The organism is Stenotrophomonas maltophilia R551-3, from assembly GCF_000020665.1.
In the GTDB taxonomy this organism is placed as follows: Bacteria; Pseudomonadota; Gammaproteobacteria; order Xanthomonadales; family Xanthomonadaceae; genus Stenotrophomonas; species Stenotrophomonas maltophilia_L.
This window is the reverse complement of sequence record NC_011071.1, coordinates 3293748-3314786: the sequence shown is the minus strand read 5'-3', so window position 1 is coordinate 3314786 and position 21039 is coordinate 3293748. Positions and strand designations below refer to the sequence as shown.

The following is a 21039-nucleotide window of genomic DNA, read 5'->3' as shown; positions in this document are numbered from 1 at the left end:
AAGGACCCTGAATGAAACTGTTTGAGATCCTCCTGGTCGTGCTGACCCTGTCCTCGGGCCTGATCCTGCTCGCGGACAAGCTGTACCTCGCCAAGCGCCGCGCCCAGCGCGCAGGCCTGCTCGATTCCGAGCCGGTGCTGGTGGACTACTCGCGTGCGTTCTTCCCGGTGCTGGCGATCGTGCTGATCGTGCGCAGCTTCATCGCCGAGCCGTACAAGATTCCGTCCAGCTCGATGATGCCGAACCTGCTGATCGGCGACTTCATCCTGGTCAACAAGTTCTCCTATGGCCTGCGCCTGCCGATCAGCAACACCAAGTTCGTGCCGGTCGGTGAACCGTCGCGCGGTGACGTGGTGGTGTTCCACTTCCCGGGCCATAGCGACCAGGATCCGGCCAAGGGCGAGAACTTCATCAAGCGCGTGATCGGCGTGCCGGGCGACACCGTGGTCTTCGAAGGCGACGGCGTGATCCTCAACGGCGAGCCGCTGAAGTACGACAACAAGGGTATCTACGCCGGCCACAAGGGCCAGGGCGAAGGTGCCAACCTGCTGGTCGAGCACCTCCCGGGCCGTACCCATACCGTGCTGGAGACCGACTATCCGCGCGGCCAGGGCCAGTGGACCGTGCCCGCCGGCAAGTACCTGGTGATGGGCGACAACCGCGACAACAGCGACGATGGTCGTTTCTGGGGCCTGCTGCCGGAAGAGAACCTGCGCGGCAAGGCGTTCCTGATCTGGCTCAACTGCCAGGGCTGGTTCTGCAAGGATGGCTTCGAGCCGTCGCGGATCGGCTCGAGCATCAACTGATCAGGCATCAACTGAGTATTTTTACATCCAACGCGTATCTGGGGAGAGCGCAATGAAGACGATGAACACGCAGCGTGGCATGACCCTGACCTCGTTCCTGGCGGTCCTGATCGTGGTTGGTTTCTTCCTCTACATCGGCATGAAGCTGTTCCCGATGTACCAGGAGTACTACGCGGTGCGCTCGGCGATGAAGAGCCTGGCCAACGAGCCGGGCGTGGGCAGCATGGAGCCGTCGCGGATCCAGGACCTGTTCTTCAAGCGCCTGTACATCAACTACTCGGACAACGTGAAGCCGGCCAACGTCAAGTTTGATCGCCGCGACAATGGCTGGACCCTCAAGGTCAACTACGAAGTGCGCCGGCCGCTGGTCGGCAACCTCGATGTGGTTGGCAAATTCGATTCTTCCCAGGACCTGACACGAAGCGGTGCCCAGTAAATTCATCCAACGTGGCGACCTGATCGGTCATGCCTTCAGCGACCCGGCCCTGCTCAAGCAGGCGCTGACGCATCGCAGTGCCGGTGCGCCGCACAACGAGCGCCTGGAGTTCCTCGGCGACAGCATCGTCAACATGATGGCGGCCGAGGCGTTGTACCGGCGCTGGCCCAAGGCTGACGAAGGCGCGATGACCCGTGCCCGTGCCGAGCTGGTGCGTGAAGGCGCGCTGGCGGTGATCGGGCGCACCCTGGAACTGGGCGAACGGCTGACCCTGGGCCCGGGCGAAATGAAGTCCGGCGGTCATCGTCGCGACTCGATCCTGGCCGATGCGGTGGAAGCCGTGGTGGCCGCGATCTACCTGGATGCCGGCTTCGAGGCCTGCCGGGCGGTGGTACTGCCCTGGTTCAGCGCTTCGATCGAGGCATTGCCGGCCTCCGGCCGGCCCGAGAAGGACCCCAAGACCCGCCTGCAGGAATGGCTGCAGGCCCGACAGAAGGCGTTGCCGCAGTATGAACTGGTGTCAGAATCCGGTGACGACCATGCCAAACACTTCCGGGTACGCTGCATCGTAGCCGACCCGGCCGCCAGCACCGAGGGCGAAGGCGCCTCGCGGCGGCTTGCCGAACAACAGGCGGCTGCGGCCGTCCTAGAACAACTGGATTCCAAGTGAGCGAACAAACTCCCCATCATTGCGGCAGCGTGGCCGTCATCGGCCGCCCGAACGTGGGCAAGTCGACCCTGACCAATGCCCTGGTCGGCGCCAAGGTCAGCATCGTCTCCAATCGTCCGCAGACCACGCGCCATCGCCTGCTGGGCATCGCCACCTATCCGGAAGGCCAGCTGGTGCTGGTCGACACCCCCGGCCTGCACAAGGTGCAGAAGCGGGCGATGAACCGGGTGATGAACCGCGCCGCGCGCGGATCGCTGGAAGGCGTCGACGCCGGCCTGCTGGTGATCGAAGCGGGTCGTTGGGACGAAGAAGACAGCCTGGCGTTCAACGTGCTGCGTGACGCCGGCATCCCGGTGGTGCTGGTGGTCAACAAGATCGATCGACTGAAGGACAAGGGCGCGCTGCTGCCGTTCCTGCAGGAAGTCACCGCCGGCCGCGACTTCTCCTCCGTGCATCCGATCTCGGCGCAGAAGCGCAACGGTCTGGAAGCGCTGGTGCGCGACGTGCTGGCACTGCTGCCGGAAGCGCCGCCGATGTTCGGCGAAGACGAGATCACCGACCGCAGCCAGCGCTTCCTGGCCGGCGAACTGGTGCGTGAACAGCTGATGCGCCAGTTGGGCGAAGAGCTGCCGTATGCCACCACCGTGGAAATCGAACGCTTCACCGAAGATGGCAACCTGCTGCGCATCGGTGCGGTGATTTGGGTCGAGCGCGAGGGCCAGAAGGCCATCGTGATCGGCAAGGGTGGTACCCGCCTGAAGGAAATCGGGGCCAAGTCCCGCCTGCAGATGGAGCGTCTGTTCGGGGCCAAGGTGTTCCTGGAAACCTGGGTGCGCGTGCGTGAAGGCTGGTCCGACGACGAGGCCGCACTGAAGGCCTTCGGTTACGAGTAACCCGGAACGGTCGCTTCGATGCTGATCGAGGACGACACCGGCTTCGTGCTGCATGCACGGGCCTACCGTGAGACCAGCCTGCTGGTCGAGGTATTGAGCGCGCAGCATGGCCGCATCGGCGTGCTCGCGCGCGGCGTGTCCACTGCCAAGGGCCAGGTGCTGCGCGCCGCCCTGCAGCCACTGCAGTGGATCCGCTTCAGCGCATTGCAGCGCGGTGAGCTGGCCCAGCTGCGTGGCGCCGAGGCGCTGGACGCGGCACCGCGTCTGGTTGGTCAGGCGATGCTGGCCGGCTTCTACCTGAGTGAACTGACCCTGCGCCTGGCCCCGCGCCAGGACCCGCTGCCGGAGCTGTACCTGGCCTACGGCGAAGCGCGTGCGCGACTGGGAGTGGGGGCGGGCCTGGCCTGGACCCTGCGCCGGTTCGAACGCGAGCTGCTGACCTCGCTGGGCCTGGGTTTTGAGCTGGACAGTGCCAGCGACGGTCAGCCGATCGACCCGGCCGCGCGCTACGAACTGGACCCACAGGAGGGCGCGCAGCGCCTGCTCAGCGAGCGCGCTGGCGAACGCCGCGCAGCCGCGACCGGCTCGGCGCTGCTGGCGCTGGCCGCCGATGAAGAGCCCGATGCCGCCGACCTGGCCAGCCTGCGCCTGCCGATGCGGCGGGTGCTGGCCCATCACCTCGGGCCACGAGGACTGAAGTCCTGGGAAATGCTCGAGCAGCTCGCTCCCAAGCGTTGAGGGGTGTTCGGCAGGGCTTGCAGCCCTGCACCTGCCGAATCAACGTCAACAGCAGAAGCTGGCTATCCGTGGGTAGGCGGGGTGGGTCCGGTTGCGGGGGCCGCTGCAAGTACGTCCATGTAAGCTCGGTCGCCGCATCCATGCGGCTCACGCCCCCTCAACCGGACCCACCCCGCCTTCGACAGTTTCTCGCGAGCTGTCGGAATGGCATGGGGTCAGATCCGTTTTCCGAAGGGAAACGGATCTGACCCCAATTTGGAATTCGATATCTGACAGAGATTCATCCACGCATGGCGTGGATCTACCAGCCGTCACACGGAATCTGTCGGGGGCGGGGCGGTGTGGGTTGGCAGGACCGTTGGCGCCATGGATGGCGCCATCGAGCCCCCATGGACGGGTTTACGGCGTGTCCTGCCAACCCACACCGCCCCGCCCAACAAGCAGAAAACCAGAGCCGCTCTGGCTCTGGCCTTTGACGTTGCCCTGGCTTGAAGCTTGGGCGGGTGCAGGGCGCAGCCCTGCCGAGCAACCCTCAATGCAGCAGGGCAGCTACCGCTGCGCGGAATCCCGCTTGGGCCTGACCGGACTCCGGCGCATGATGCAACTGGCGCACCGCACGGGCCAGACGTGCCGCGCCCACGAACCCGCAGCTGGCCTGCAACCGGTGCAACTGGCTGCGCAGCTGGCGCTCGTCGTGCTGGTCCACCGCCTGCTCGACCGCATCGCGCACGCCCGGCAATTCGGCCAGGAACAACTCGCGCAGGGCGATCAAATGGTTGCGCTGGCCATTGAGCGCGGCCAGCGCCGCCGTCTCATCCCAGTCCTGGACCTGCAGCTCGACCGCCGCCGGCACCTGTGCCATGACGATCCCGGCGGGGCTGTTGACCAGGGCGCGGCGCACGGCCTTCAGCAACTGGTCGCGGCCCAGTGGCTTGACCAGGGTGTCGCTGAACCCGGCCTCGCGCAGGCGGGCATGAATGGAGGTATCACCGTCGGCGGTATGCGCCAACGCCGGCGTATCGGGGTGTGAACGGCGCAGTTCGCGCAACAACTGCGCACCGTTGCCGTCAGGCAGGTTGACGTCGATCAGCCACAGATCATGCGCGCCGGGCTCGGCGCTGGCCAGGGCACTGGCCAACGAGTCTGCGGTGTCCACGTCCGCCGGTAACGTTTCCAACGCCGCTTTGAAAAAACCGCGGCTGATGATGTCGTCCTCGACAAGCAGGAAGCGGGGCCGGCTGGCCCGCGGGGTCATCTGCATCAGGGCTGCCTCCATGTCAGCTGCTGTAATCATCAAGCACGGCGGCGGCGGGCGCAAGCGGGTCCGGACCCTGCCGGTCAGGATCTGCGACAATACGCGCCCATTTTTGCCCGCAGCCTGTCGCCACGTGGCCCGATCCCGTTCCCGCATCGACCGTACCCCGTTCCAGACCGAAATCCTCGACCTCAGCCATGATGGTCGCGGCGTCGCCCGCCGTGAAGGCGAGGGTGGCAAGGTCACCTTCGTCAGCGGCGCCCTGCCGGGTGAGGTGGTCATGGCTGAACAGACCGCCCGTAGCCGCCATTTCGACGAAGCGCGTACGGTGGAAGTGCTGAAGGCCTCGCCGCAGCGCGTCACCCCGAAGTGTCCGCACTTCGGCACCTGCGCTGGCTGCGTGCTGCAGCACCTGGACGAAGACCAGCAGATCGTCGCCAAGCAGCGCGTGCTGATGGACAACCTGGAGCGCATCGGCCACGTGAAGCCGGGCACTGTGCTGGCGCCGCTGGTCGGTGAGAGCTGGGGCTACCGCCGCAAGGGCCGCTTCTCGGTGCGCCGGGTCGAGAAGAAGGACAAGACCCTGGTCGGTTTCCGTGAACAGGACCCGCGATTCGTGGCCGATCTCAGCCAGTGCCTGACCGTGATCCCGGAAATCGGCACCAAGGTCGAGGCGTTGTCGACCTTCATCGAGTCGCTTGATGGCAAGCGCGACATCCCGCAGATCGAATTCATCGCCGGTGACCAGGCCGTGGTCCTGACCGTGCGCCACCTGCAGCCCCTGAGCGATGCCGATCGTGCCGCCTGGGCCACCTTCGGCCAGCAGCATGGCTTCGTGATCTACCTGCAGTCCGGTGGCGTGGATACCGTGCAGCCGCTGGACGGGCAGGGCGTGCCGCTGTCGTTCCGGCTTGCGCCGTGGGACGTGGAGCTGGCGTTCCGTCCGCTGGACTTCATCCAGGTCAACGCCAAGCTCAACGAGAAGATGATCGCCCATGCCCTGGATCTGCTGGAGCCGGGTGAGGACGAGCGCGTGCTGGACCTGTTCTGCGGCCTGGGCAATTTCACCCTGCCGCTGGCCCGCCGTGTGCGCGAAGTGGTGGGTGTGGAAGGCGATGCCGGCCTTGTCGCCCGCGCCCGAGAGAATGCCGAGCGCAACGGCCTGGCCAATGCCCAGTTCTTCAGCGCCGATCTGACCCAGGACCAGCGCAGCACGGCGTGGATGCGCCAGGGCTTCGACAAGCTGCTGCTGGACCCGCCGCGTTCGGGCGCGATCGAAGTGCTGCAGCAGCTGCCGCTGAAGCAGTTCAAGCGCATCGTCTACGTCAGCTGCCACCCGGGCTCGCTGGCGCGTGATGCCGGCTACCTGGTCAACGAGCAGGGCTTCACCCTGGTCAGCGCCGGCGCCATGGACATGTTCCCGCATACCGCGCACGTGGAAAGCATCGCGGTGTTCGAGAAGCGCTGAACGGCTGTCATGCCCATCGCGCATAATGGTGCGATGGGCATCGAAATCGAACGCAAATTCCTCGTCAGCAGTGATGGCTGGCGCACTGCCGCGCACCGGGTGATCCCGATGGCGCAGGGCTACATCAACGACCTGGGCGCGCTCGACCGCGGCACCCAGAACGCCTCGGTGCGCGTGCGCATCGAAGGCGACCATGCCGCGCTGAACCTGAAGTCGCGCACCATCGGCCACACCCGCCAGGAGTTCGACTATCCGATCCCGGTGGACGATGCCCGCGCACTGCTGGCGCTGTGCGTGGGTGGCCTGATCGACAAGCGCCGCCATCTGGTCGAGTACGCCGGCCTGACCTGGGAAGTGGACGAGTTCCTCGGCGACAACGCCGGCCTGGTGGTGGCTGAGGTTGAGCTGGACAGCGCTGACCAGGCTATCGACCTGCCGGACTGGGTTGGTACCGAAGTCACCGACGACGCCCGCTACTACAACGTCGCGCTCGCCAACCACCCCTATTCACAGTGGTGAATCCAGAAAAAGGGGACGGAGGGGATTAAGTCGCCTTTACCCCATCTGTGCGGAAAGCGACTTAATCCCCTCCGTCCCCTTTTATCGAAGGTGTCGGCCCCCATGTGGAGGGGATGAGAATCGACATCTACTCCGACGTGGTCTGCCCCTGGTGCTGGATTGGCAAGCATCGTTTCCAGCAGGGTGTGCAGTTGCTGGGCGCGGACGCGCCTGAACTCGACATCCATTGGCAGCCGTTCCAGCTGGATCCGGACGCGGACGCCACCCCGGTTCCGCTGCGCGAGGCCTACGTGCGCAAGTTCGGTGGCGTCGAGCGGACCGAGCAGATCCTCGGCCAGACCCAGACCACTGCGCGTGCAGAAGGCCTGCCGATGGACTTCGGCCAGGGCCAGGTGCGGGTGACCACGCTGCCGGCGCACCGGGTGCTGTGGCTGGCCGGCCAGCACGGCGTGCAGGATGCGGTCGGCGAAGCGCTGTTCCGCGCCCACTTCGAGCATGGCCAGAACCTGGCGGACCCCTCGGTGCTGATCAAGGCCGGCGTGGCTGGCGGCCTCGACGCGGGTGAAATCGCGCAGATGCTGGCCTCCGACCGCGGCCTGGCCGAGGTCGAAGCCAAGCTGGCGCAGGCCCATGCGCTGGGCATTTCCTCGGTGCCGACCTTCGTCATCGATGGAAAGTGGGCCATTTCCGGGGCGCAGCCGCCGGAGGCCTTCGCCAACGCGCTGCGCCAGATCGCTGCCGAACAGGGCGCTCCGGCAGCTTCGGCTGACGGAGACGAGGCCTGCGGCCCGGACGGCTGCAAGGTCTGACCGGATCCGAAAAGGGGACGGAGGGAATTAAGACGTATCCAGCCCGTAGGGGCCGATTGCGGCTTAATCCCCTCCGTCCCCTTTTTCTGACCACTGCGCCTGTCGGCCGGTTCTGCGACAATGCGGCACTGCGCCATGCGGGCGCGTGTTGTGGAGATCGACCATGCTGCTGATCGGCGTTGCCGGCACCGAACTGACTGCCCAGGAGCGTGACTGGTTGCAGCACGATGCCGTGGCCGGAGTGGTGCTGTTCAAGCGCAACTTCGCCTCGCGCCAGCAGGTGACCGATCTGAGCGCGGCGATCCGTGCCGCCGCCCCGCGCCCGCAGCTGATCTGCGTGGACCAGGAAGGCGGCCGTGTGCAGCGTTTCCGCGAAGGCTACAGCGAGCTGCCGCCGCTGCAGGACATCGGTGCGCTGTACGCCACCGACCCGCAGCAGGCGCTGGCCCTGGCCGAGCAGCACGCCTGGCTGATGGCCAGCGAAGTGCGGGCCAGCGGCCTGGACCTGAGTTTTGCGCCGGTGGTCGATCTCGGTCGTGGCAACCGCGCCATCGGCAACCGTGCCTTCAGTGAAGACCCGCAGGTGGTTGCCGCGTTCACTGCCGCCTACGTGCGCGGCATGCACGCGGTCGGCATGGCGGCCACGCTCAAGCATTTCCCCGGTCACGGCACCGTGCTGGAAGATACCCACGTGGATACCGCGATCGATCCGCGTGCGCTCGATGAGCTGCGCGCGCAGGATCTGGTGCCGTTCCAGGCCGGCATCGCCGCCGGTGCCGACGCGGTGATGATGGCGCACGTGGTCTATCCGCAGGTTGCGCCTGAGCCGGCCGGCTATTCCCCGCGCTGGATCCAGGACATCCTGCGTGGCGAGCTCGGCTTCCGCGGCGTGGTGTTCTCCGACGACATCGGCATGGCTGCTTCGCACAGTGCCGGCGGTGTGCCGGCACGCGTGCACGCGCACCTGGATGCCGGCTGCGACGTGGTGCTGGTCTGCCACCCCGAACTGGTCGATGAAGCCCTGCACGCGGTGCAGGGACGCTCCCTCAATACTGCTGCGCTGCTGGGCCTGCTCGGTCGCGGCGCGCTTGGTTGGGACGGCCTGTTGGCCGATGCCCGCCATGGCGACACCCAATCCCATTTGCTTGAAACCCTTGGAAGAACCGTCTGATGCCCAACCTCACCATTTCCCAGGCCCTGGCCCAGGCTGACCTGCTGGTCGACCGCCCCACCATCGACAAGGCCATCGCTGGTATCGCCGACGCCATCGCGCGCGATTACAAGGGCGAGGTGCCGCTGTTCCTGTCCATCATGCACGGCGCGCTGCCGTTTGCCGGCCAGCTGGCGCTGGAACTGGGCGCACGCGGCCAGGACGTGCAGTTCGATTACCTGCACGCGACCCGCTACCGTGGTGAAACCACCGGCGGCGACCTGGTCTGGAAGCACAAGCCAGCCACCTCGCTGTTCGGCCGCCGCGTGCTGCTGGTCGACGACATCCTAGACGAAGGCTACACCCTGCAGGGCGTGCGTACCTGGTGCCTGGAGCAGGGCGCGACCGACGTGCGCATCGCCGCGATGACCGTGAAGCAGCACGACCGCGCGCTGCCGGACGTGGTTGCCGACTACGCCGGCATCGAACTGCCGGACCGCTACGTGTTCGGCTTCGGCATGGACGTCAACGAAACCCTGCGCTGCGTGCCGGCCATCTACGCGATGAAGGAATAACGGCACAGCCGCCCGCGGCGTGTCTTCTTCCACCGCCGGCATCCTCGGGTGCCGGCGTTCGTCTTTTCATGGAGTGCTTCGAATGCAACAGATCGCCCTGGCCGTGATCGGCGGTACCGGTGTCTACAACCTGGCCAAGCTGGATGATGTGCAGACCCACGAGGTTGATACGCGCTTCGGCAAGCCGTCCGGTCCGGTGCGCGTAGGGACATTGCTGGGCCATCGGGTGGCCTTCCTGGCTCGCCACGGTGAAGGCCATTCGCTGCCGCCGCACAAGATCAACTATCGCGCCAACCTGGCCGCATTGCAGCAGATCGGTGCGCGGCGGGTGCTTGCGTTGAACACGGTGGGTGGCATCGGCGACGACTTCGGTCCGCGCGTGCTGGCCTGCCCGGACCAGATCATCGACTACACCTGGGGCCGCATCAGCACCCTCTGTGAAGAAGAGGGCAGCGACGTGCTCCACGTCGATTTCGGCCATCCGTACACGCCGATGCTGCGCAGCAAGATCCTGGCCGCGGCCAAAGTGACCGGTGTCACGGTCCATGACGGTGGCTGCTACGGCGCAACGCAGGGCCCGCGCCTGGAAACCATCGCCGAAATCGCCCGCATGCGCCGCGATGGCTGCGACCTGGTGGGCATGACCGGTATGCCGGAAGCCGCGCTGGCACGGGAGCTGGGGCTTGATTACGCCTGCCTGGCGATCATCGCCAACTGGGCTGCCGGCTGTGGGGACGGCGAGGAGATCACGATGGCCGAAGTGCTGGCCAACGTGCAGGCGGCCAGCAACGGACTTCCGGAACTGGTGGGCGAATTGGCACGGGGGTGATTGTCTTCGCTGAGCAAGCTTTGCATACTCAGCTTGTGCGCGGGTTCAGCGTACACCACCCATTCATTGCATAAGGTCTCGCATCACCATGCCGAACGGTACCGTCAAGTGGTTCAACGACGCCAAGGGATTTGGCTTCATCTCGCCGGAGGATGGCAGCGCCGACGTGTTCGCGCACTTCTCCGCCATCAACTCCAAGGGCTTCCGCAGCCTGCAGGAAGGCCAGCGTGTCACCTATGACGTGACCCAGGGCCCGAAGGGTGCCCAGGCTTCGAACATCACGCCGGCCGAGTGATCCACTCGACAGTGCGTTGAAAACCCCGCTCCGGCGGGGTTTTTTTTGCGCGGATTGCCCGCGGCCCGTTCGCGATCCACCCGCGTCGGGCACAATGCGGCCATGACGGAACGACTGCGCATCGCCGTGATCGGCTACGGCACCGCTGGCCAGGCATTGGCCATCCTGCTCACCCGTGACGGCCACGAGGTGGAGATCTTCGAACGCGTGCCCACGCCGGGGCCGGTGGGCGCCGGCTTCCTGCTGCAGCCCAGCGGCCTGCAGGTGCTGTGGCAGATGGGACTGCTAGATTCAGTGCGCGCGCATGCCGCGCCTGTGCATCGCCTGTATGGCGATACGCCGTGCGAGCGCGCAGTGATGGACATGCGCTACGACGGCCTGGATGCGCGTCTTCACGGCCTTGGCATGCAGCGTGGCGCGTTGTTCTCGCTGCTGGACGAGGCGCGCGCGGGCGAGGGCCAGCTGCATGCCGGTACCACGATTGCCGAGGTGGATGCCGAACACGGCCGTCTGCGCGACAGCGATGGGCGCACGCATGGCCCGTTCGACCTGGTGGTGGCCGCCGATGGCGCCGCATCGACGCTGCGCGCCACCATCGCCGGTGGTGCCGGGCTGGACCGTGTGTATCCCTGGGGGGCGCTGTGGTGCCTGCTGCCGGCCGAAGACTGGCCGCACGTGCAGGAGCTGCGCCAACGCTATGTGGCCGCGCGCAAGATGATCGGGCTGCTGCCCGTCGGCACGCGCCCCGGTGATGACACGCCGCGCCTGAGCTTCTTCTGGAGCCTGCCACGTGCCGACTTCGAGCGTTGGCATAGCGATGGCATGCCAGCCTGGTTGGAGGAACTGCACGCGCTGTGGCCGCAGGCCGCTGCACGCTTCGCCCATCTGCGCGACCCCGGCCAGATGGCGCGCGCGGTCTATCGCGATGCGGTGATGAAACGCTGGCATCACGGCCGCATGGTGCTGGCCGGTGACGCCGCGCATGCGATGAGCCCGCAACTGGGGCAGGGCGTGAACATGGCGCTGCTGGATGCCCTGGCGCTGCGTGATGCGCTGCGCGCGCACGGCGGCGGTGCGATCGCGCTGCAGGCCTACCAGGCGCAGCGGCGTGCGCACGTGGCCGTATACCAGCGCTGGAGCCGCTGGCTGACGCCGCTGTTCCAATCCGATCGTGATGTGTGGGCGAAGGCCCGCGACGTGCTGCTGGGACCGATGGGGCGGCTGCCCGGTGGCCGTGGGCACATGCTGCGCGTGCTCAGCGGCACCCAGCACGGCTGGTTCGGTTCGCTGGCACTCGATCCTGCCTTCATCGATGCACTGGCCGATGTTGCCGAGCCACGCCGCATCAGCACGGCAAAAGCACTCGCATGAAGCCGCGTCGTCACGTGAATTAACGGTTGCCTCACTGCGGATATGCGAGAAGAAGGGAGCACGCAAACGTCGCGTCGCCCGTTTTCCTTTCCGTGATCAACATCGCGCGTGGCCCGGGCGGTCCTGCCGTTGCGGCCTGTTGCGGCCCGGACGCGCCGCCTGATGTTGAAGAGGAGGACGCCATGTTGTTCGCGGTCGAAGAGCTGGAATCGGAAATCTGCAAGCTGCGCGGACTGCTGCAGATGCTGCACGAGGACCAGCCCGACGTACTGGAGGACGTGTTCGAGTTCCATGTCGGCAGCCTGATCAGCCATGCATCGCAGGAGCATCACGCGCGTATCCGCGCCTGTGCGCAGGAGATGCTTGCGGCGATCCGGGCACTGCCGCGGCGGCGTGACGATGACACGCCGGATTTCCGCGTGATGCAGGAGCTGGACATCCGCCCGGCCTGAGTCACGGCGCTGGCAGTTGCACCAGGCTGCCTTCCACGCAGGCCAGCATGCGCTCGCCGCGTGCCGGTGCAGGAACGATGCCAGCGGTGAACGCGGAGAACGCGGGCAGGACCGTGATCCGCTCGCGCAGCCAGAAGGCGGGAAAGCGCCGGCGCAGCGAAGGCAATGCAACCTGCGGATGCAGATGCCCCGCGATCACGTGCAACGCCGCATCCGGTGTTGGTTCATGGCGGAGCAGGAATGGCGGCAGTCGCGCTTCCTCGTGGATCTGCACCTGCAGTTGGGCATGCGGCAGCTGACGGTCGTGATTGCCGCGCAGCACATGAACGTCCAGCCTGGCATTCCGTTCGCGCCAGCCCAGCCACTGCTGGTACCACGCTGCGCGATGCGCTGGCCCATGCAGGATGTCGCCGAGAATCCACAGTTCGCGACAGGCATGCTCGTCCAGCAACACCTGCAGTCGTTGCAGGTCTTCCGAAGTGCCGCCACTCGGCAGCGCGATTCCCGCGCGGCGGAACACATCGGCCTTGCCCAGGTGCAGGTCGGCGATCAGCAGCGCCTGCCGCGCTGGCCAGTACAGTGCGCGCGTGCCGGCAACAATCATCGGCTCGCCGGCCAGCAGCAGCGGAAGTTCATCGGCCATGGCGGCGTTCCAGCTGGTGTGCGGCGCGCTGCACGCGGGTCCGCCAGTCTTCGTTGCTGAACTGCCCGCGCAGCCGCTCGGCCCACAGCGGAAAACCCAGCGGTGTGAGTGATGAAGGGCGCTGTACCGAAAGGGACTGTGTACCGATCCTCGCCAGTACCTGCTGCAGGCCGGGAAGGTCCAGGCTGTCGTGCAGCACTTCGTGTTCGGCCAATGCCAGCAGCAGATGGTCGGGATCGTGCTCGCGCAGCACGTCGTACAGCAGGCCTGCCGAGGCCTGCAGCTGGCGCAGCGAACGCGGCATACCGCCCGGCAGGCTGGGGACCAGCAGGCCCGCTACGCGTGCGATGCCACGGAACTGGCGGCGTGCCAGCTCACCGAGGTTCACCGCAGCGCGCAGGTCATCGAGCAGTTGATCGGTGGTGAACAGGGCCGGCCACTGCTGCGCGTCCAGATCGACCGCCTGTGCCGGTGCCAGCACCAGGCCGTGGTCGTTCACCGCATAGCCGATGCTGTTGCGCTGCAGGCGCGTGAGGCGCAGTGCCAGCAGCGCGGCCAGTGCCTCGTGAACGTGACGGCCGGCAAACGGAAACACGAACAGGAACTGGCCCTCACGGCGCCGCACCTCCTCCACCAGCAGGCGGTCCCGCCCCGGAAGTGCGGACAGCTGCTCCTGCAGTGCCAGCAGCGGTGCCAGCCAGCGTGATTCGGCACTCGCGTCGGCCCCTGACAGGACCGCTTCCAGTTCGTGCCCGAGCGCCATCGACAACGGCAGTTGGCCACCCTGCCAGCGCGGCACAACGCCGTCGCCAGCTCCGCGCGCCAGCCGCACGAAGGCGGTCATGTCGCGCAGCTGCACCAGCTCAAGCAGGCGGCCCGCGAACTGGAAACGATCACCGCGGCGCAGACGGCTGGCGAACTGTTCCTCCACCGCGCCCAGGCCTCCGCCGCGCAGGAACTGCACGCGAACGCTGCCATCGCTGCTGATGGTGCCGATCGACAACCGGTGGCGCAGCGCCTGGCGGCGATCATGCATGCGGTAGTGGCCATCGGCGTCCTGCACCACCTTGTGGAAATCGGGGTACTGGGCCAACGCCTGGCCGCCCTGCACGATGAATGTCAGCACCGCCTGCCACTGATCATCAGCAAGTGCGGCGAAGGCATGGGTGCGTCGTACCTGCGCCAGCAACGCATCGCTGTCGAAGCCGCCGGCGAGCGCGCGGCTGACCGCATGCTGGGCCAGTACATCCAGCGACAGCGTCGGCGGTCGCCGTGCTTCGACCACGCCTTCACGCAACGCGCGGCGCACGGCCGCGTACTCGGCCAGTTCCAGCGCGTGGCTGGGAATGCACAGGACAGCGCCGCTGGTACCGGGACGATGGCGCGCGCGGCCTGCGCGTTGCCGCAGGCGTGCCACGCCCTTCGGGCTGCCCAGCTGCAGCACCTGTTCGACCTCCGGAAAATCCACGCCCAGGTCGAGGCTGGATGTGGCGACGACGCAGCGCAGGGCGCCTGCACGCAGGCCGTCCTCCGCCTGCTGGCGCAGCGCCGGATCCAGCGAGCCGTGGTGCAGCGCCAGCGTTTGCGGGTCTTCCGGCCAGACCGCGGCCAACGCCTGGTGCCACAGTTCGGCCTGCGCGCGGGTGTTGGTGAACAACAGGCTGCTGCGCGCCTGCATCAGCGCGTCCAGCACACGCGGCAGCTGTGCAAGGCCAAGATGCCCCGCCCACGGAAAACGTTCGCCCGGTTCGGGCAGCAGGCTGCGTACCGTGATCGGGCGCGGGCGGACGCCTTGCACGGTCGGTGCGTCCGGACGGTCGGGCAGCAGCACGTCGCGCGCCTGGGCAAGATTGCCCAGCGTGGCCGACAGCCCCCACAGCTGCAGCGCGGGGGCGGCGCCGCGCAGCACCGCCAGGTTCAACTGCAGCAGCACGCCGCGCTTGTTGCCCAGCAGTTCGTGCCATTCGTCCACCACCACGCAGCGCAGCTGGCGCATGCGCGGCAGCGTATCCGGATAGCTCAGCAGCAGCGCCAATGATTCCGGCGTAGTCACCAGCACATCGACACGGCCCTCGCGTGCCTGTCGGCGTTCGTGGCTGCTGGCGTCGCCACTGCGCAGCCCGACGCGCCAGCCCAGTCCCAGTCCATCGACCACGGTCTGCAGTGCACGTGCAGTGTCGCTGGCCAATGCGCGCAAGGGCGTGACCCACAGCACCTGCAGCGGACGCACCGCACTTGCGCGGCGGGGAGCCGACGGCGGATCGATCATCGCCTGCAGCAGGGGGCCACCGAACATCGCCAGCGTCTTGCCGCTGCCGGTGGGCGTATGCAGCAACCCGGATTCGCCGGCGAGATAGTGCCGCCACATCGCGCGCTGGAACGGCAGTGAGCGCCAGCCTCGCGCTGCGAACCAGTCTTCCAGCCGGCGCAGCGCCTCGCTGCGGGTCATCGTGCCAGCGCCTGCAGGGTGGCCAGCTGGTCGGCCTCACTGGCCGGTTTGTCGTGCCGCCAGCGCAGGATGCGCGGAAAACGCACGGCGATGCCGGACTTGTGCCGGCTGCTGCGGTTGACCGCTTCGAATCCGAGTTCGAATACCTGTTCGGCGCGCACGCTGCGTACAGGCCCGAAGCGCTCACGCGTGTTGGCGCGGATCCAGCGATCGAGGGCAAGGATCTCCTTGTCGTCCAGACCCGAGTAAGCCTTGGCTACTGGCACCAGCGTGTCGCCGTCCCAGATCCCGAAAGTGTAGTCGGTGTACAGCGTGCTGCGCCGCCCGTGTCCCGCCTGCGCGTACAACAGCACGGCATCGATGGTGAGTGGATCGACTTTCCATTTCCACCAGTCGCCACGTCGTCGTCCGGACTGGTAAGCCGATGCGCGCCGCTTCACCATCAATCCTTCGACACCACGCTCGCGTGCTGCTTCCCGCAGTGCTGCAGCCTGCGACCAGTCATCGGCGGGAACTTCGGGCGAGAGCTGGATACGCGTGTCGCCCAGTGCGCCGATGACTTCGGCGAGGCGCATGCGCCGTTGCTGCAACGGCAGTCCGCGCAGATCCGCGCCCTCCTGTTCAAGCAGGTCGTAGGCCAGCACCCGTACCGGTGTGTTGCGCAACGTCGCCGCACCGGGCTTGCGCCGTTGGATGCGGGTCTGCAGCGCGGTGAAGGCGCGCGGCAGGCCGGTGGCCTCATCCCAGGCCAGCAGCTCGCCGTCCAGCACGCAGCCATCGGGGAGGCCCATCGCCGCCTGTTCGATCTCGGGGAAGCGGCCGTCCAGGCGTTCCTCGCCGCGTGACCACAGTGCCACTTCGCCACGCCGGCGCAGCAGTTGCAGGCGGATGCCATCCCATTTCCATTCCAGCAGCCAGTCGTCGACGGGACCGAGGCGATCGCCGGGAGCGCCTTCCAGTGGCGAGGCGAGGAAGAACGGGTAGGGCTGTTGCCGGTCCAGTGGCAGCTCGTCCGGCGACAACAGCTGGCCCAGCAGCCCGGGTGAGGGCACCCAGTCGCCGAGCATGCGCTGGGCGATGCGCGCGATGTCCAGGCCGGACCATTCGGCCAGCGCCTGCTGCACCAGACGCTGCGAAACACCCACGCGCAGGGCGCCGGTCAGCAGTTTGTTGAACACCAGGCGTTCGCGGCTGCACAGCTGCTGCCAGCCCGAGACCACCGCCTCGCGGCGTACCGGTTCGGGCTGGTTGGCCACGGCCAGCAGGTGCTGTTCGATCCATTCGGCCAATGGCCGGTCGAGCGAAGGCTGCGCTGGATCATCCAGCAGCAGGGTCAGTGTCTCGGCCAGGTCTCCGACCTGGGCATAGCTGTCTTCGACCAGCCACGGTGGCAGCGCTGATTCTTCGGCAATCCAGGCGCGCAGTTCGCCACTGGCGGCGATCTTCCGGCGTGCACCGCCCACTTTGCCGCCGCTGAGCAGGTACAGCGCCCACGCCGCATCATGCGCACGCGCGTGGCGGAAGTAGTCGACCAGCGCCGCACGCTTGTCCAGTGTCGCGGTGCTGCGGTCCAGGCGCTGGTAGAGCGCGGCGAAGGCCTTCATTCCTCGCTCCCGAAATCGGTACGGAAGGCTTCGGCAGCCACACCGCGCTCGCGCAGGTAGGGGATCAATGCATCGGTATTGCCGTGGGTGGCGATTACCCGCTGCGCGCCGGTCTGTTCGATGGTCTGCAGCAGTGCGGGCCAATCGGCGTGGTCGGAAATGACGAAACCGCGATCGACATTGCGGCGGCGGCGGTTGCCGCGCAGTTGCATCCAGCCCGAGGCGAAACCCAGCTGGTGGCGGCCGAAGCGGCGCATCCATGGTGTGCCCGCGGCCGAGGGTGGGGCGAGGATCAACTGGCCCGCCGCGTCCGGCTGGCGGCCCTGTTCGGCCACGGCGAGCGTCTCCAGCATCGGTACGCCGGCCTGCCGGTAGACCGCCACGCCATTGGCGATGGCGCCGTGCAGCCAGGCCGGGCGATCATCCAGCGGCAGCAGTTCAGCCAGCACCCGCTGCGCCTTGCCCAGGGCATAGCAGAGCAGGATCGCGGCCTCGCCGCGCTGCTCGCATTCGCGGCGCCAGGCGACGATCTCTGCAGCGACTGCGGGGGTGTCCGGCCAGCGGTAGATCGGCAAGGCAAAGGTGGCCTCGGTGATGAAGGTATCGCAGGGCACCACTTCGAACGGCGTGCAGGTGGGATCAGGCTGGCGCTTGTAATCGCCGGAGGCTACCCAGACCTGCTCGCCGTCATCGATGCGCACCTGCGACGAACCGAGTACATGGCCGGCCGGATGCAGCGACACCTGCACCCGGCCGAGCTGGAAGGGCAGACCTTCGGCATGCGCCTGCACCGGCACATCACCGAGCCGCCAGCGCAGGATCGGCAGGCTGCCTTTGCTGCAGTGGTATTCGCCCATGCCCGGGCGGGCGTGGTCGCCATGGCCATGGGTGATGACCGCGCGCGGCACCGGCCGCCAGGGATCGATATGGAAATCACCCGCGGCGCAGTACAGCCCTTCCGGGCGCAGTACCACCAGATCGTCGTTGCCTGCCATGCGATCACTGTGGCGCGCGCTTCGTGCACGGGGTGAGAATCGGCCTGAACGCGGGCTTGGCGGGCGATGCGGCACAATCGGGACGCACACTTCTTGCCGCCAGGATGGACCGGATGAGTGGACCGAGCTTCAGCAGCAATGCGCCCTTCGAAACCCATGTGGTGCTCAACCAGCCACCCCCGTTTGCCGGCCGCCAGCTGTGGACCGATGATGTGGCGTTGATGGAGGCGGTGCAACGCGAAGGCGCCGGCAGCTTCGCGCCGCGGTTGGCGGTGTACGGCGCGCTGGCCGGTGATGAGCTGTACCGGCTCGGCTTCGATGCCAACCGCGATCGCCCGCGCCTGCGCACGCACGATGCGCAGGGCCACCGCATCGATACGGTGGAGTTCCATCCGGCCTATCACCAGCTGATGGGTACGGCGAAGTCGCACGGCGTTGCTGGATTGTCCTGGCACGAGCCACAGCCCGGCGCACATGTCGCGCGGGCGGCGCTGAGCTACCTGCACCACCAGGCCGAGGCCGGCACCAGTTGCCCACTGACCATGACCCACGCAGCGGTGGCGGTGCTGCAGTCGCAGCCGCACCTGGCCGAGTGGGCGCGCAAGGCTGCCGCGCCGGTCTACGACCCGCGCGATGTACCGGCAACGGACAAGGCCGGCATCACCCTTGGCATGGGCATGACCGAGAAGCAGGGTGGTTCGGATGTCCGTGCCAACAGCACGCGGGCCGAACCGATTGATGGCGAGCGTTACCGGCTGGTTGGCCACAAGTGGTTCTTTTCGGCACCGATGTGCGATGGCTTTCTGGTGCTGGCACAGGCACCGGGGGGATTGACCTGCCTGCTGATGCCGCGCCGGCTGGCCGATGGCGACCGCAATGCGTTCCGGTTGATGCGGCTGAAGGACAAGCTCGGTGACTGGGCCAACGCGTCCAGCGAGGTCGAGTTCTGCGGTGCGCAGGCATGGCGCGTGGGCGAGGAGGGGCGCGGCGTGGCCACCATCATCGGCATGGTGATGATGACCCGCCTGGACTGCATGCTGGGCGCGGCGGCGGAGATGCGCATGGCCTTGTCGCAGGCGCTGCACCATGCACGCCATCGGCGCACGTTCGGCAAGCTGCTGGTGGAGCACCCGCTGATGGCCAACGTGCTGGCCGACCTGGCGCTGGAGTCGGAGGCGGCCACGGTGCTGTCGATGCGCATCGCGCGTGCAGTGGACCGTGCCGGTGTGGACGCCAATGAGGCGGCGCTGGCGCGGGTGGGTACGGCGCTGGGCAAGTACTGGGTCTGCAAGCGTGCGGCGGGCTTCGTCAACGAGGCGCAGGAATGCCTGGGTGGCGCGGGCTATGTGGAAGAGTCGATGCTGCCGCGCTTGTACCGGCAGGCACCGTTGAATTCGATCTGGGAGGGCAGCGGCAACATCCAGTGCCTGGACGTACTGCGCGCGCTGGCGCGTGAGCCGGAGGCGCTGGAGGCACTGCGCACGGAACTGGCGTCGGTGGCCGACCGGGATGCGCGCTATGCAGCTGCATTGCAGCGCTGGGCAGCGGCGGCGCCGCCGGACGAGTCGCAGGCGCGGCTGTTCTGCGAGCGCACTGCGCTGCTGCTGCAGGCGGCATTGCTGCTGCGTGCGCACAGCCCGATGGCGGAGGCGTTCGTGCGCAGCCGGTTGGAAGGAGAGCATGGGCTGGCATTCGGGACGCTGCCGGTGGGGCTGGATCTGTCGGCGATGCTGGCGCGCGCGCTGCCGTAGGAGGCGGCCAACGGCGGAGCCCCCTCGTGGTGGGCGCTGATATCGGCGGTGGCCGCGCGAGTGGGTTGCGCAGGGGACGCCGTGAACCCGTCCTTGGGGGCTTGGCCGCGGCATCCATGCCGCGGACACCCCTGCGCAGCCCACCCGCGCGTCCTTGGGCGGTTTCCGTGCCGTCCACCACGGAATCAACAGAAAGAGCGGAGAGCGAAAAGCAGAAAAGCCGCGGCAGTGCCGCGGCTTTTCCTGTGGAGCCGAGCCGATGCTCGGCTGGCCGGTAGCGCCGGGCCATGCCCGGCGAACGAACCGTTAGTGCTTGGCTTCTTCCTTGGCCGCGTTGCTCTTCGCGTCGTTGGCGACATCGCGGGCCTTGTCGGCAACCTTCTGCGCGGCGTTGGCGGTGGCGTCGCTGGCGTGTGCGGCGGCGTCGGTTGCAGCGTCCTTAGCCTTGTCGGCAGCGTTGGCGGTAGCGTCTGCTGCCTTGTCCAGCGCCTGCTGGGTATCGGCGGCGGCCTGCTCGGAGGCGGCGGCGGTCTTGTCGGCGGCTTCGCGGGTGGCAGCCGCAGCCTTGTCGACGGCGTCGCGGGCGGCAGCGCCAGCGCTGTCGGCGGCCTGCTGTGCATCCTGCTTGGCCTGTTCGGCTTCCGGGCCCTTGCAGGCGGCCAGGGCCAGCAGCAGGGAGGCGGCCAGCAGGGTGGTGGTGATCGGACGAATCTTCATGGCGGTCTCCGGTACTGCAATGGATGGGGACGCCAGCCTATTCATGCCGTTGTGAAGACGGGGTCGCGATGCAGCGGCTCAGTCGCGCGCATTCGGGAAAAGAAAAAGCCGCTGGCGAACCAGCGGCTTTTCCAGAACAGCGTGAAGAAAGAAGTTATTACTTCTTGGCTTCTTCAGCAGCGTCCTTGGCCTTCTCAGCGGTGCCTTCAGCAGCCTTGGCAGCGTCAGCAGCGGCGCCGGCAGCGGCGTCGGTGGCAGCAGCGCCAGCCTGGGCAGCAGCGTCAACCGAAGCGTCAGCAGCGGTGGCGGCGGTGTCAGCGGCCTGCTGGGCAGCGTCGGCGGTCTGGGCGCCAGCAGCGGCGGCCTGGTCGGCAGCAGCCTGGGCTTCGGTGGCGGCTTCGTTGGCCGAAGCAGCGGCGTCCTGGGCAGCTTCCTGCTTCGAGCAGGCGGCCAGGGCCAGGGCCAGGGACATCGCGACCAGCAGCTTGTTGATGCTCATTGTGTAAATCCTCGTCGTTAGAATTAGGCAACGCGCATGCTGCGCGCCGACAACATGATGACAAGCCAAGATTGGGTGTCAAGCGATCCCGCATTCATTTTTGCGAAATCATCGT

General features: G+C 67.2%; 22 protein-coding genes. 15 read left to right on the top strand and 7 right to left on the bottom strand.

The window, feature by feature from the left end:
- The first annotated feature begins 11 nt into the window (after positions 1 to 11).
- Genes lepB through recO form a run of 5 tightly spaced genes read left to right on the top strand, consistent with a single transcriptional unit; the run spans position 12 to position 3543 of the window.
- The gene (gene lepB, locus SMAL_RS15145) at positions 12 to 806 is read left to right on the top strand and encodes a signal peptidase I (protein WP_006382890.1); all 795 of its coding nucleotides are present in this window, start codon (positions 12 to 14) and stop codon (positions 804 to 806) included.
- Between the two features lie 52 nt (positions 807 to 858).
- Complete coding sequence (locus tag SMAL_RS15140; RefSeq protein ID WP_006382889.1) at positions 859 to 1242, top strand: DUF4845 domain-containing protein; 384 nt, start codon at positions 859 to 861, stop codon at positions 1240 to 1242.
- Entirely contained in the window at positions 1232 to 1912 is a 681-nt protein-coding gene (gene rnc / locus SMAL_RS15135; RefSeq protein WP_012511808.1) for a ribonuclease III, read from the top strand. Before SMAL_RS15140 ends, rnc begins: the two co-directional genes overlap by 11 nt.
- Positions 1909 to 2805 (top strand): GTPase Era, encoded by an 897-nt coding sequence (gene era / locus SMAL_RS15130; protein ID WP_006382863.1) that lies wholly within the window; start codon positions 1909 to 1911, stop codon positions 2803 to 2805. Before rnc ends, era begins: the two co-directional genes overlap by 4 nt.
- Positions 2806 to 2823: 18 nt before the next feature.
- Positions 2824 to 3543 (top strand): DNA repair protein RecO, encoded by a 720-nt coding sequence (recO, locus tag SMAL_RS15125; RefSeq protein ID WP_012511807.1) that lies wholly within the window; start codon positions 2824 to 2826, stop codon positions 3541 to 3543.
- A gap of 532 nt (positions 3544 to 4075) precedes the next feature.
- On the opposite strand, the gene SMAL_RS15120 is transcribed toward recO, so the two are convergent.
- Positions 4076 to 4804, bottom strand: a complete 729-nt coding sequence (locus tag SMAL_RS15120) for a response regulator (protein WP_012511806.1) — start codon at positions 4802 to 4804, stop codon at positions 4076 to 4078.
- A 127-nt stretch (positions 4805 to 4931) separates the two neighbouring features.
- Between SMAL_RS15120 and rlmD the strand changes: the two genes are divergently transcribed.
- The 9 genes from rlmD to SMAL_RS15075 all read left to right on the top strand — a co-directional run bounded on the left by rlmD (position 4932) and on the right by SMAL_RS15075 (position 12266).
- Positions 4932 to 6266, top strand: coding sequence for a 23S rRNA (uracil(1939)-C(5))-methyltransferase RlmD (rlmD, locus tag SMAL_RS15115; RefSeq protein WP_012511805.1), 1335 nt, complete (start codon positions 4932 to 4934; stop codon positions 6264 to 6266).
- Between the two features lie 33 nt (positions 6267 to 6299).
- Positions 6300 to 6785, top strand: a complete 486-nt coding sequence (locus tag SMAL_RS15110; protein ID WP_032972015.1) for a CYTH domain-containing protein — start codon at positions 6300 to 6302, stop codon at positions 6783 to 6785.
- Positions 6786 to 6898: 113 nt separating this feature from the next.
- A complete protein-coding gene (locus SMAL_RS15105; RefSeq protein ID WP_012511804.1) occupies positions 6899 to 7594 on the top strand; it encodes a DsbA family oxidoreductase in 696 nt (231 codons plus the stop codon).
- 163 nt (positions 7595 to 7757) lie between these two features.
- A complete protein-coding gene (nagZ, locus tag SMAL_RS15100; RefSeq protein ID WP_006382799.1) occupies positions 7758 to 8765 on the top strand; it encodes a beta-N-acetylhexosaminidase in 1008 nt (335 codons plus the stop codon).
- Positions 8765 to 9319, top strand: coding sequence for a hypoxanthine-guanine phosphoribosyltransferase (locus SMAL_RS15095; protein WP_006382796.1), 555 nt, complete (start codon positions 8765 to 8767; stop codon positions 9317 to 9319). Before nagZ ends, SMAL_RS15095 begins: the two co-directional genes overlap by 1 nt.
- Before the next feature lie 82 nt (positions 9320 to 9401).
- Positions 9402 to 10148 carry an S-methyl-5'-thioinosine phosphorylase gene (locus SMAL_RS15090; protein WP_012511803.1) on the top strand — a complete coding sequence of 249 codons (747 nt, stop codon included), beginning with the start codon at positions 9402 to 9404 and terminating at the stop codon, positions 10146 to 10148.
- 88 nt (positions 10149 to 10236) lie between these two features.
- Positions 10237 to 10443, top strand: a complete 207-nt coding sequence (locus tag SMAL_RS15085) for a cold-shock protein (protein WP_005410590.1) — start codon at positions 10237 to 10239, stop codon at positions 10441 to 10443.
- A gap of 102 nt (positions 10444 to 10545) precedes the next feature.
- Positions 10546 to 11814 (top strand): FAD-dependent oxidoreductase, encoded by a 1269-nt coding sequence (locus tag SMAL_RS15080; protein ID WP_012511802.1) that lies wholly within the window; start codon positions 10546 to 10548, stop codon positions 11812 to 11814.
- Between the two features lie 182 nt (positions 11815 to 11996).
- Positions 11997 to 12266, top strand: a complete 270-nt coding sequence (locus SMAL_RS15075) for a hypothetical protein (protein WP_012511801.1) — start codon at positions 11997 to 11999, stop codon at positions 12264 to 12266.
- A gap of 1 nt (position 12267) precedes the next feature.
- On the opposite strand, the gene pdeM is transcribed toward SMAL_RS15075, so the two are convergent.
- The 4 genes from pdeM to SMAL_RS15055 form a co-directional block, all read right to left on the bottom strand.
- Positions 12268 to 12909, bottom strand: coding sequence for a ligase-associated DNA damage response endonuclease PdeM (gene pdeM, locus SMAL_RS15070; RefSeq protein ID WP_012511800.1), 642 nt, complete (start codon positions 12907 to 12909; stop codon positions 12268 to 12270).
- Positions 12899 to 15277 carry a ligase-associated DNA damage response DEXH box helicase gene (locus SMAL_RS15065; protein ID WP_428999160.1) on the bottom strand — a complete coding sequence of 793 codons (2379 nt, stop codon included), beginning with the start codon at positions 15275 to 15277 and terminating at the stop codon, positions 12899 to 12901. Before SMAL_RS15065 ends, pdeM begins: the two co-directional genes overlap by 11 nt.
- 77 nt (positions 15278 to 15354) lie before the next feature.
- Entirely contained in the window at positions 15355 to 16962 is a 1608-nt protein-coding gene (locus tag SMAL_RS15060; RefSeq protein ID WP_006382708.1) for an ATP-dependent DNA ligase, read from the bottom strand.
- On the bottom strand, positions 16959 to 17957 hold the full coding sequence (locus SMAL_RS15055; protein WP_006382707.1) for a ligase-associated DNA damage response exonuclease: 999 nt from the start codon (positions 17955 to 17957) through the stop codon (positions 16959 to 16961). Before SMAL_RS15055 ends, SMAL_RS15060 begins: the two co-directional genes overlap by 4 nt.
- A 113-nt stretch (positions 17958 to 18070) precedes the next feature.
- On the opposite strand from SMAL_RS15055, the gene SMAL_RS15050 reads away from it, so the two are divergent.
- On the top strand, positions 18071 to 19708 hold the full coding sequence (locus SMAL_RS15050) for an acyl-CoA dehydrogenase family protein (protein WP_012511798.1): 1638 nt from the start codon (positions 18071 to 18073) through the stop codon (positions 19706 to 19708).
- Between the two features lie 306 nt (positions 19709 to 20014).
- On the opposite strand, the gene SMAL_RS15045 is transcribed toward SMAL_RS15050, so the two are convergent.
- Both SMAL_RS15045 and SMAL_RS15040 read right to left on the bottom strand, forming a co-directional pair.
- Entirely contained in the window at positions 20015 to 20425 is a 411-nt protein-coding gene (locus SMAL_RS15045) for a hypothetical protein (RefSeq protein WP_004153031.1), read from the bottom strand.
- A gap of 157 nt (positions 20426 to 20582) precedes the next feature.
- Positions 20583 to 20924, bottom strand: a complete 342-nt coding sequence (locus tag SMAL_RS15040; RefSeq protein ID WP_004153024.1) for a hypothetical protein — start codon at positions 20922 to 20924, stop codon at positions 20583 to 20585.
- Positions 20925 to 21039 lie beyond the last annotated feature (115 nt).

What these genes read in the sequence shown, in the direction of transcription:
- SMAL_RS15080 (WP_012511802.1), top strand. Translation starts at nt 10,546, where the DNA reads ATGACGGAACGACTGCGCATCGCCGTGATCGGCTACGGCACCGCTGGC.
- SMAL_RS15140 (WP_006382889.1), top strand. Translation starts at nt 859, where the DNA reads ATGAAGACGATGAACACGCAGCGTGGCATGACCCTGACCTCGTTCCTG.
- SMAL_RS15040 (WP_004153024.1), bottom strand. Translation starts at nt 20,924, where the DNA reads ATGAGCATCAACAAGCTGCTGGTCGCGATGTCCCTGGCCCTGGCCCTG.
- SMAL_RS15120 (WP_012511806.1), bottom strand. Translation starts at nt 4,804, where the DNA reads ATGCAGATGACCCCGCGGGCCAGCCGGCCCCGCTTCCTGCTTGTCGAG.
- SMAL_RS15105 (WP_012511804.1), top strand. Translation starts at nt 6,899, where the DNA reads ATGAGAATCGACATCTACTCCGACGTGGTCTGCCCCTGGTGCTGGATT.
- SMAL_RS15050 (WP_012511798.1), top strand. Translation starts at nt 18,071, where the DNA reads ATGAGTGGACCGAGCTTCAGCAGCAATGCGCCCTTCGAAACCCATGTG.
- SMAL_RS15060 (WP_006382708.1), bottom strand. Translation starts at nt 16,962, where the DNA reads ATGAAGGCCTTCGCCGCGCTCTACCAGCGCCTGGACCGCAGCACCGCG.
- SMAL_RS15085 (WP_005410590.1), top strand. Translation starts at nt 10,237, where the DNA reads ATGCCGAACGGTACCGTCAAGTGGTTCAACGACGCCAAGGGATTTGGC.
- SMAL_RS15065 (WP_428999160.1), bottom strand. Translation starts at nt 15,277, where the DNA reads ATGTGGCGGCACTATCTCGCCGGCGAATCCGGGTTGCTGCATACGCCC.
- SMAL_RS15045 (WP_004153031.1), bottom strand. Translation starts at nt 20,425, where the DNA reads ATGAAGATTCGTCCGATCACCACCACCCTGCTGGCCGCCTCCCTGCTG.
- SMAL_RS15090 (WP_012511803.1), top strand. Translation starts at nt 9,402, where the DNA reads ATGCAACAGATCGCCCTGGCCGTGATCGGCGGTACCGGTGTCTACAAC.
- pdeM (WP_012511800.1), bottom strand. Translation starts at nt 12,909, where the DNA reads ATGGCCGATGAACTTCCGCTGCTGCTGGCCGGCGAGCCGATGATTGTT.
- recO (WP_012511807.1), top strand. Translation starts at nt 2,824, where the DNA reads ATGCTGATCGAGGACGACACCGGCTTCGTGCTGCATGCACGGGCCTAC.
- SMAL_RS15110 (WP_032972015.1), top strand. Translation starts at nt 6,300, where the DNA reads ATGGGCATCGAAATCGAACGCAAATTCCTCGTCAGCAGTGATGGCTGG.
- SMAL_RS15095 (WP_006382796.1), top strand. Translation starts at nt 8,765, where the DNA reads ATGCCCAACCTCACCATTTCCCAGGCCCTGGCCCAGGCTGACCTGCTG.
- SMAL_RS15075 (WP_012511801.1), top strand. Translation starts at nt 11,997, where the DNA reads ATGTTGTTCGCGGTCGAAGAGCTGGAATCGGAAATCTGCAAGCTGCGC.
- lepB (WP_006382890.1), top strand. Translation starts at nt 12, where the DNA reads ATGAAACTGTTTGAGATCCTCCTGGTCGTGCTGACCCTGTCCTCGGGC.
- nagZ (WP_006382799.1), top strand. Translation starts at nt 7,758, where the DNA reads ATGCTGCTGATCGGCGTTGCCGGCACCGAACTGACTGCCCAGGAGCGT.
- SMAL_RS15055 (WP_006382707.1), bottom strand. Translation starts at nt 17,957, where the DNA reads ATGGCAGGCAACGACGATCTGGTGGTACTGCGCCCGGAAGGGCTGTAC.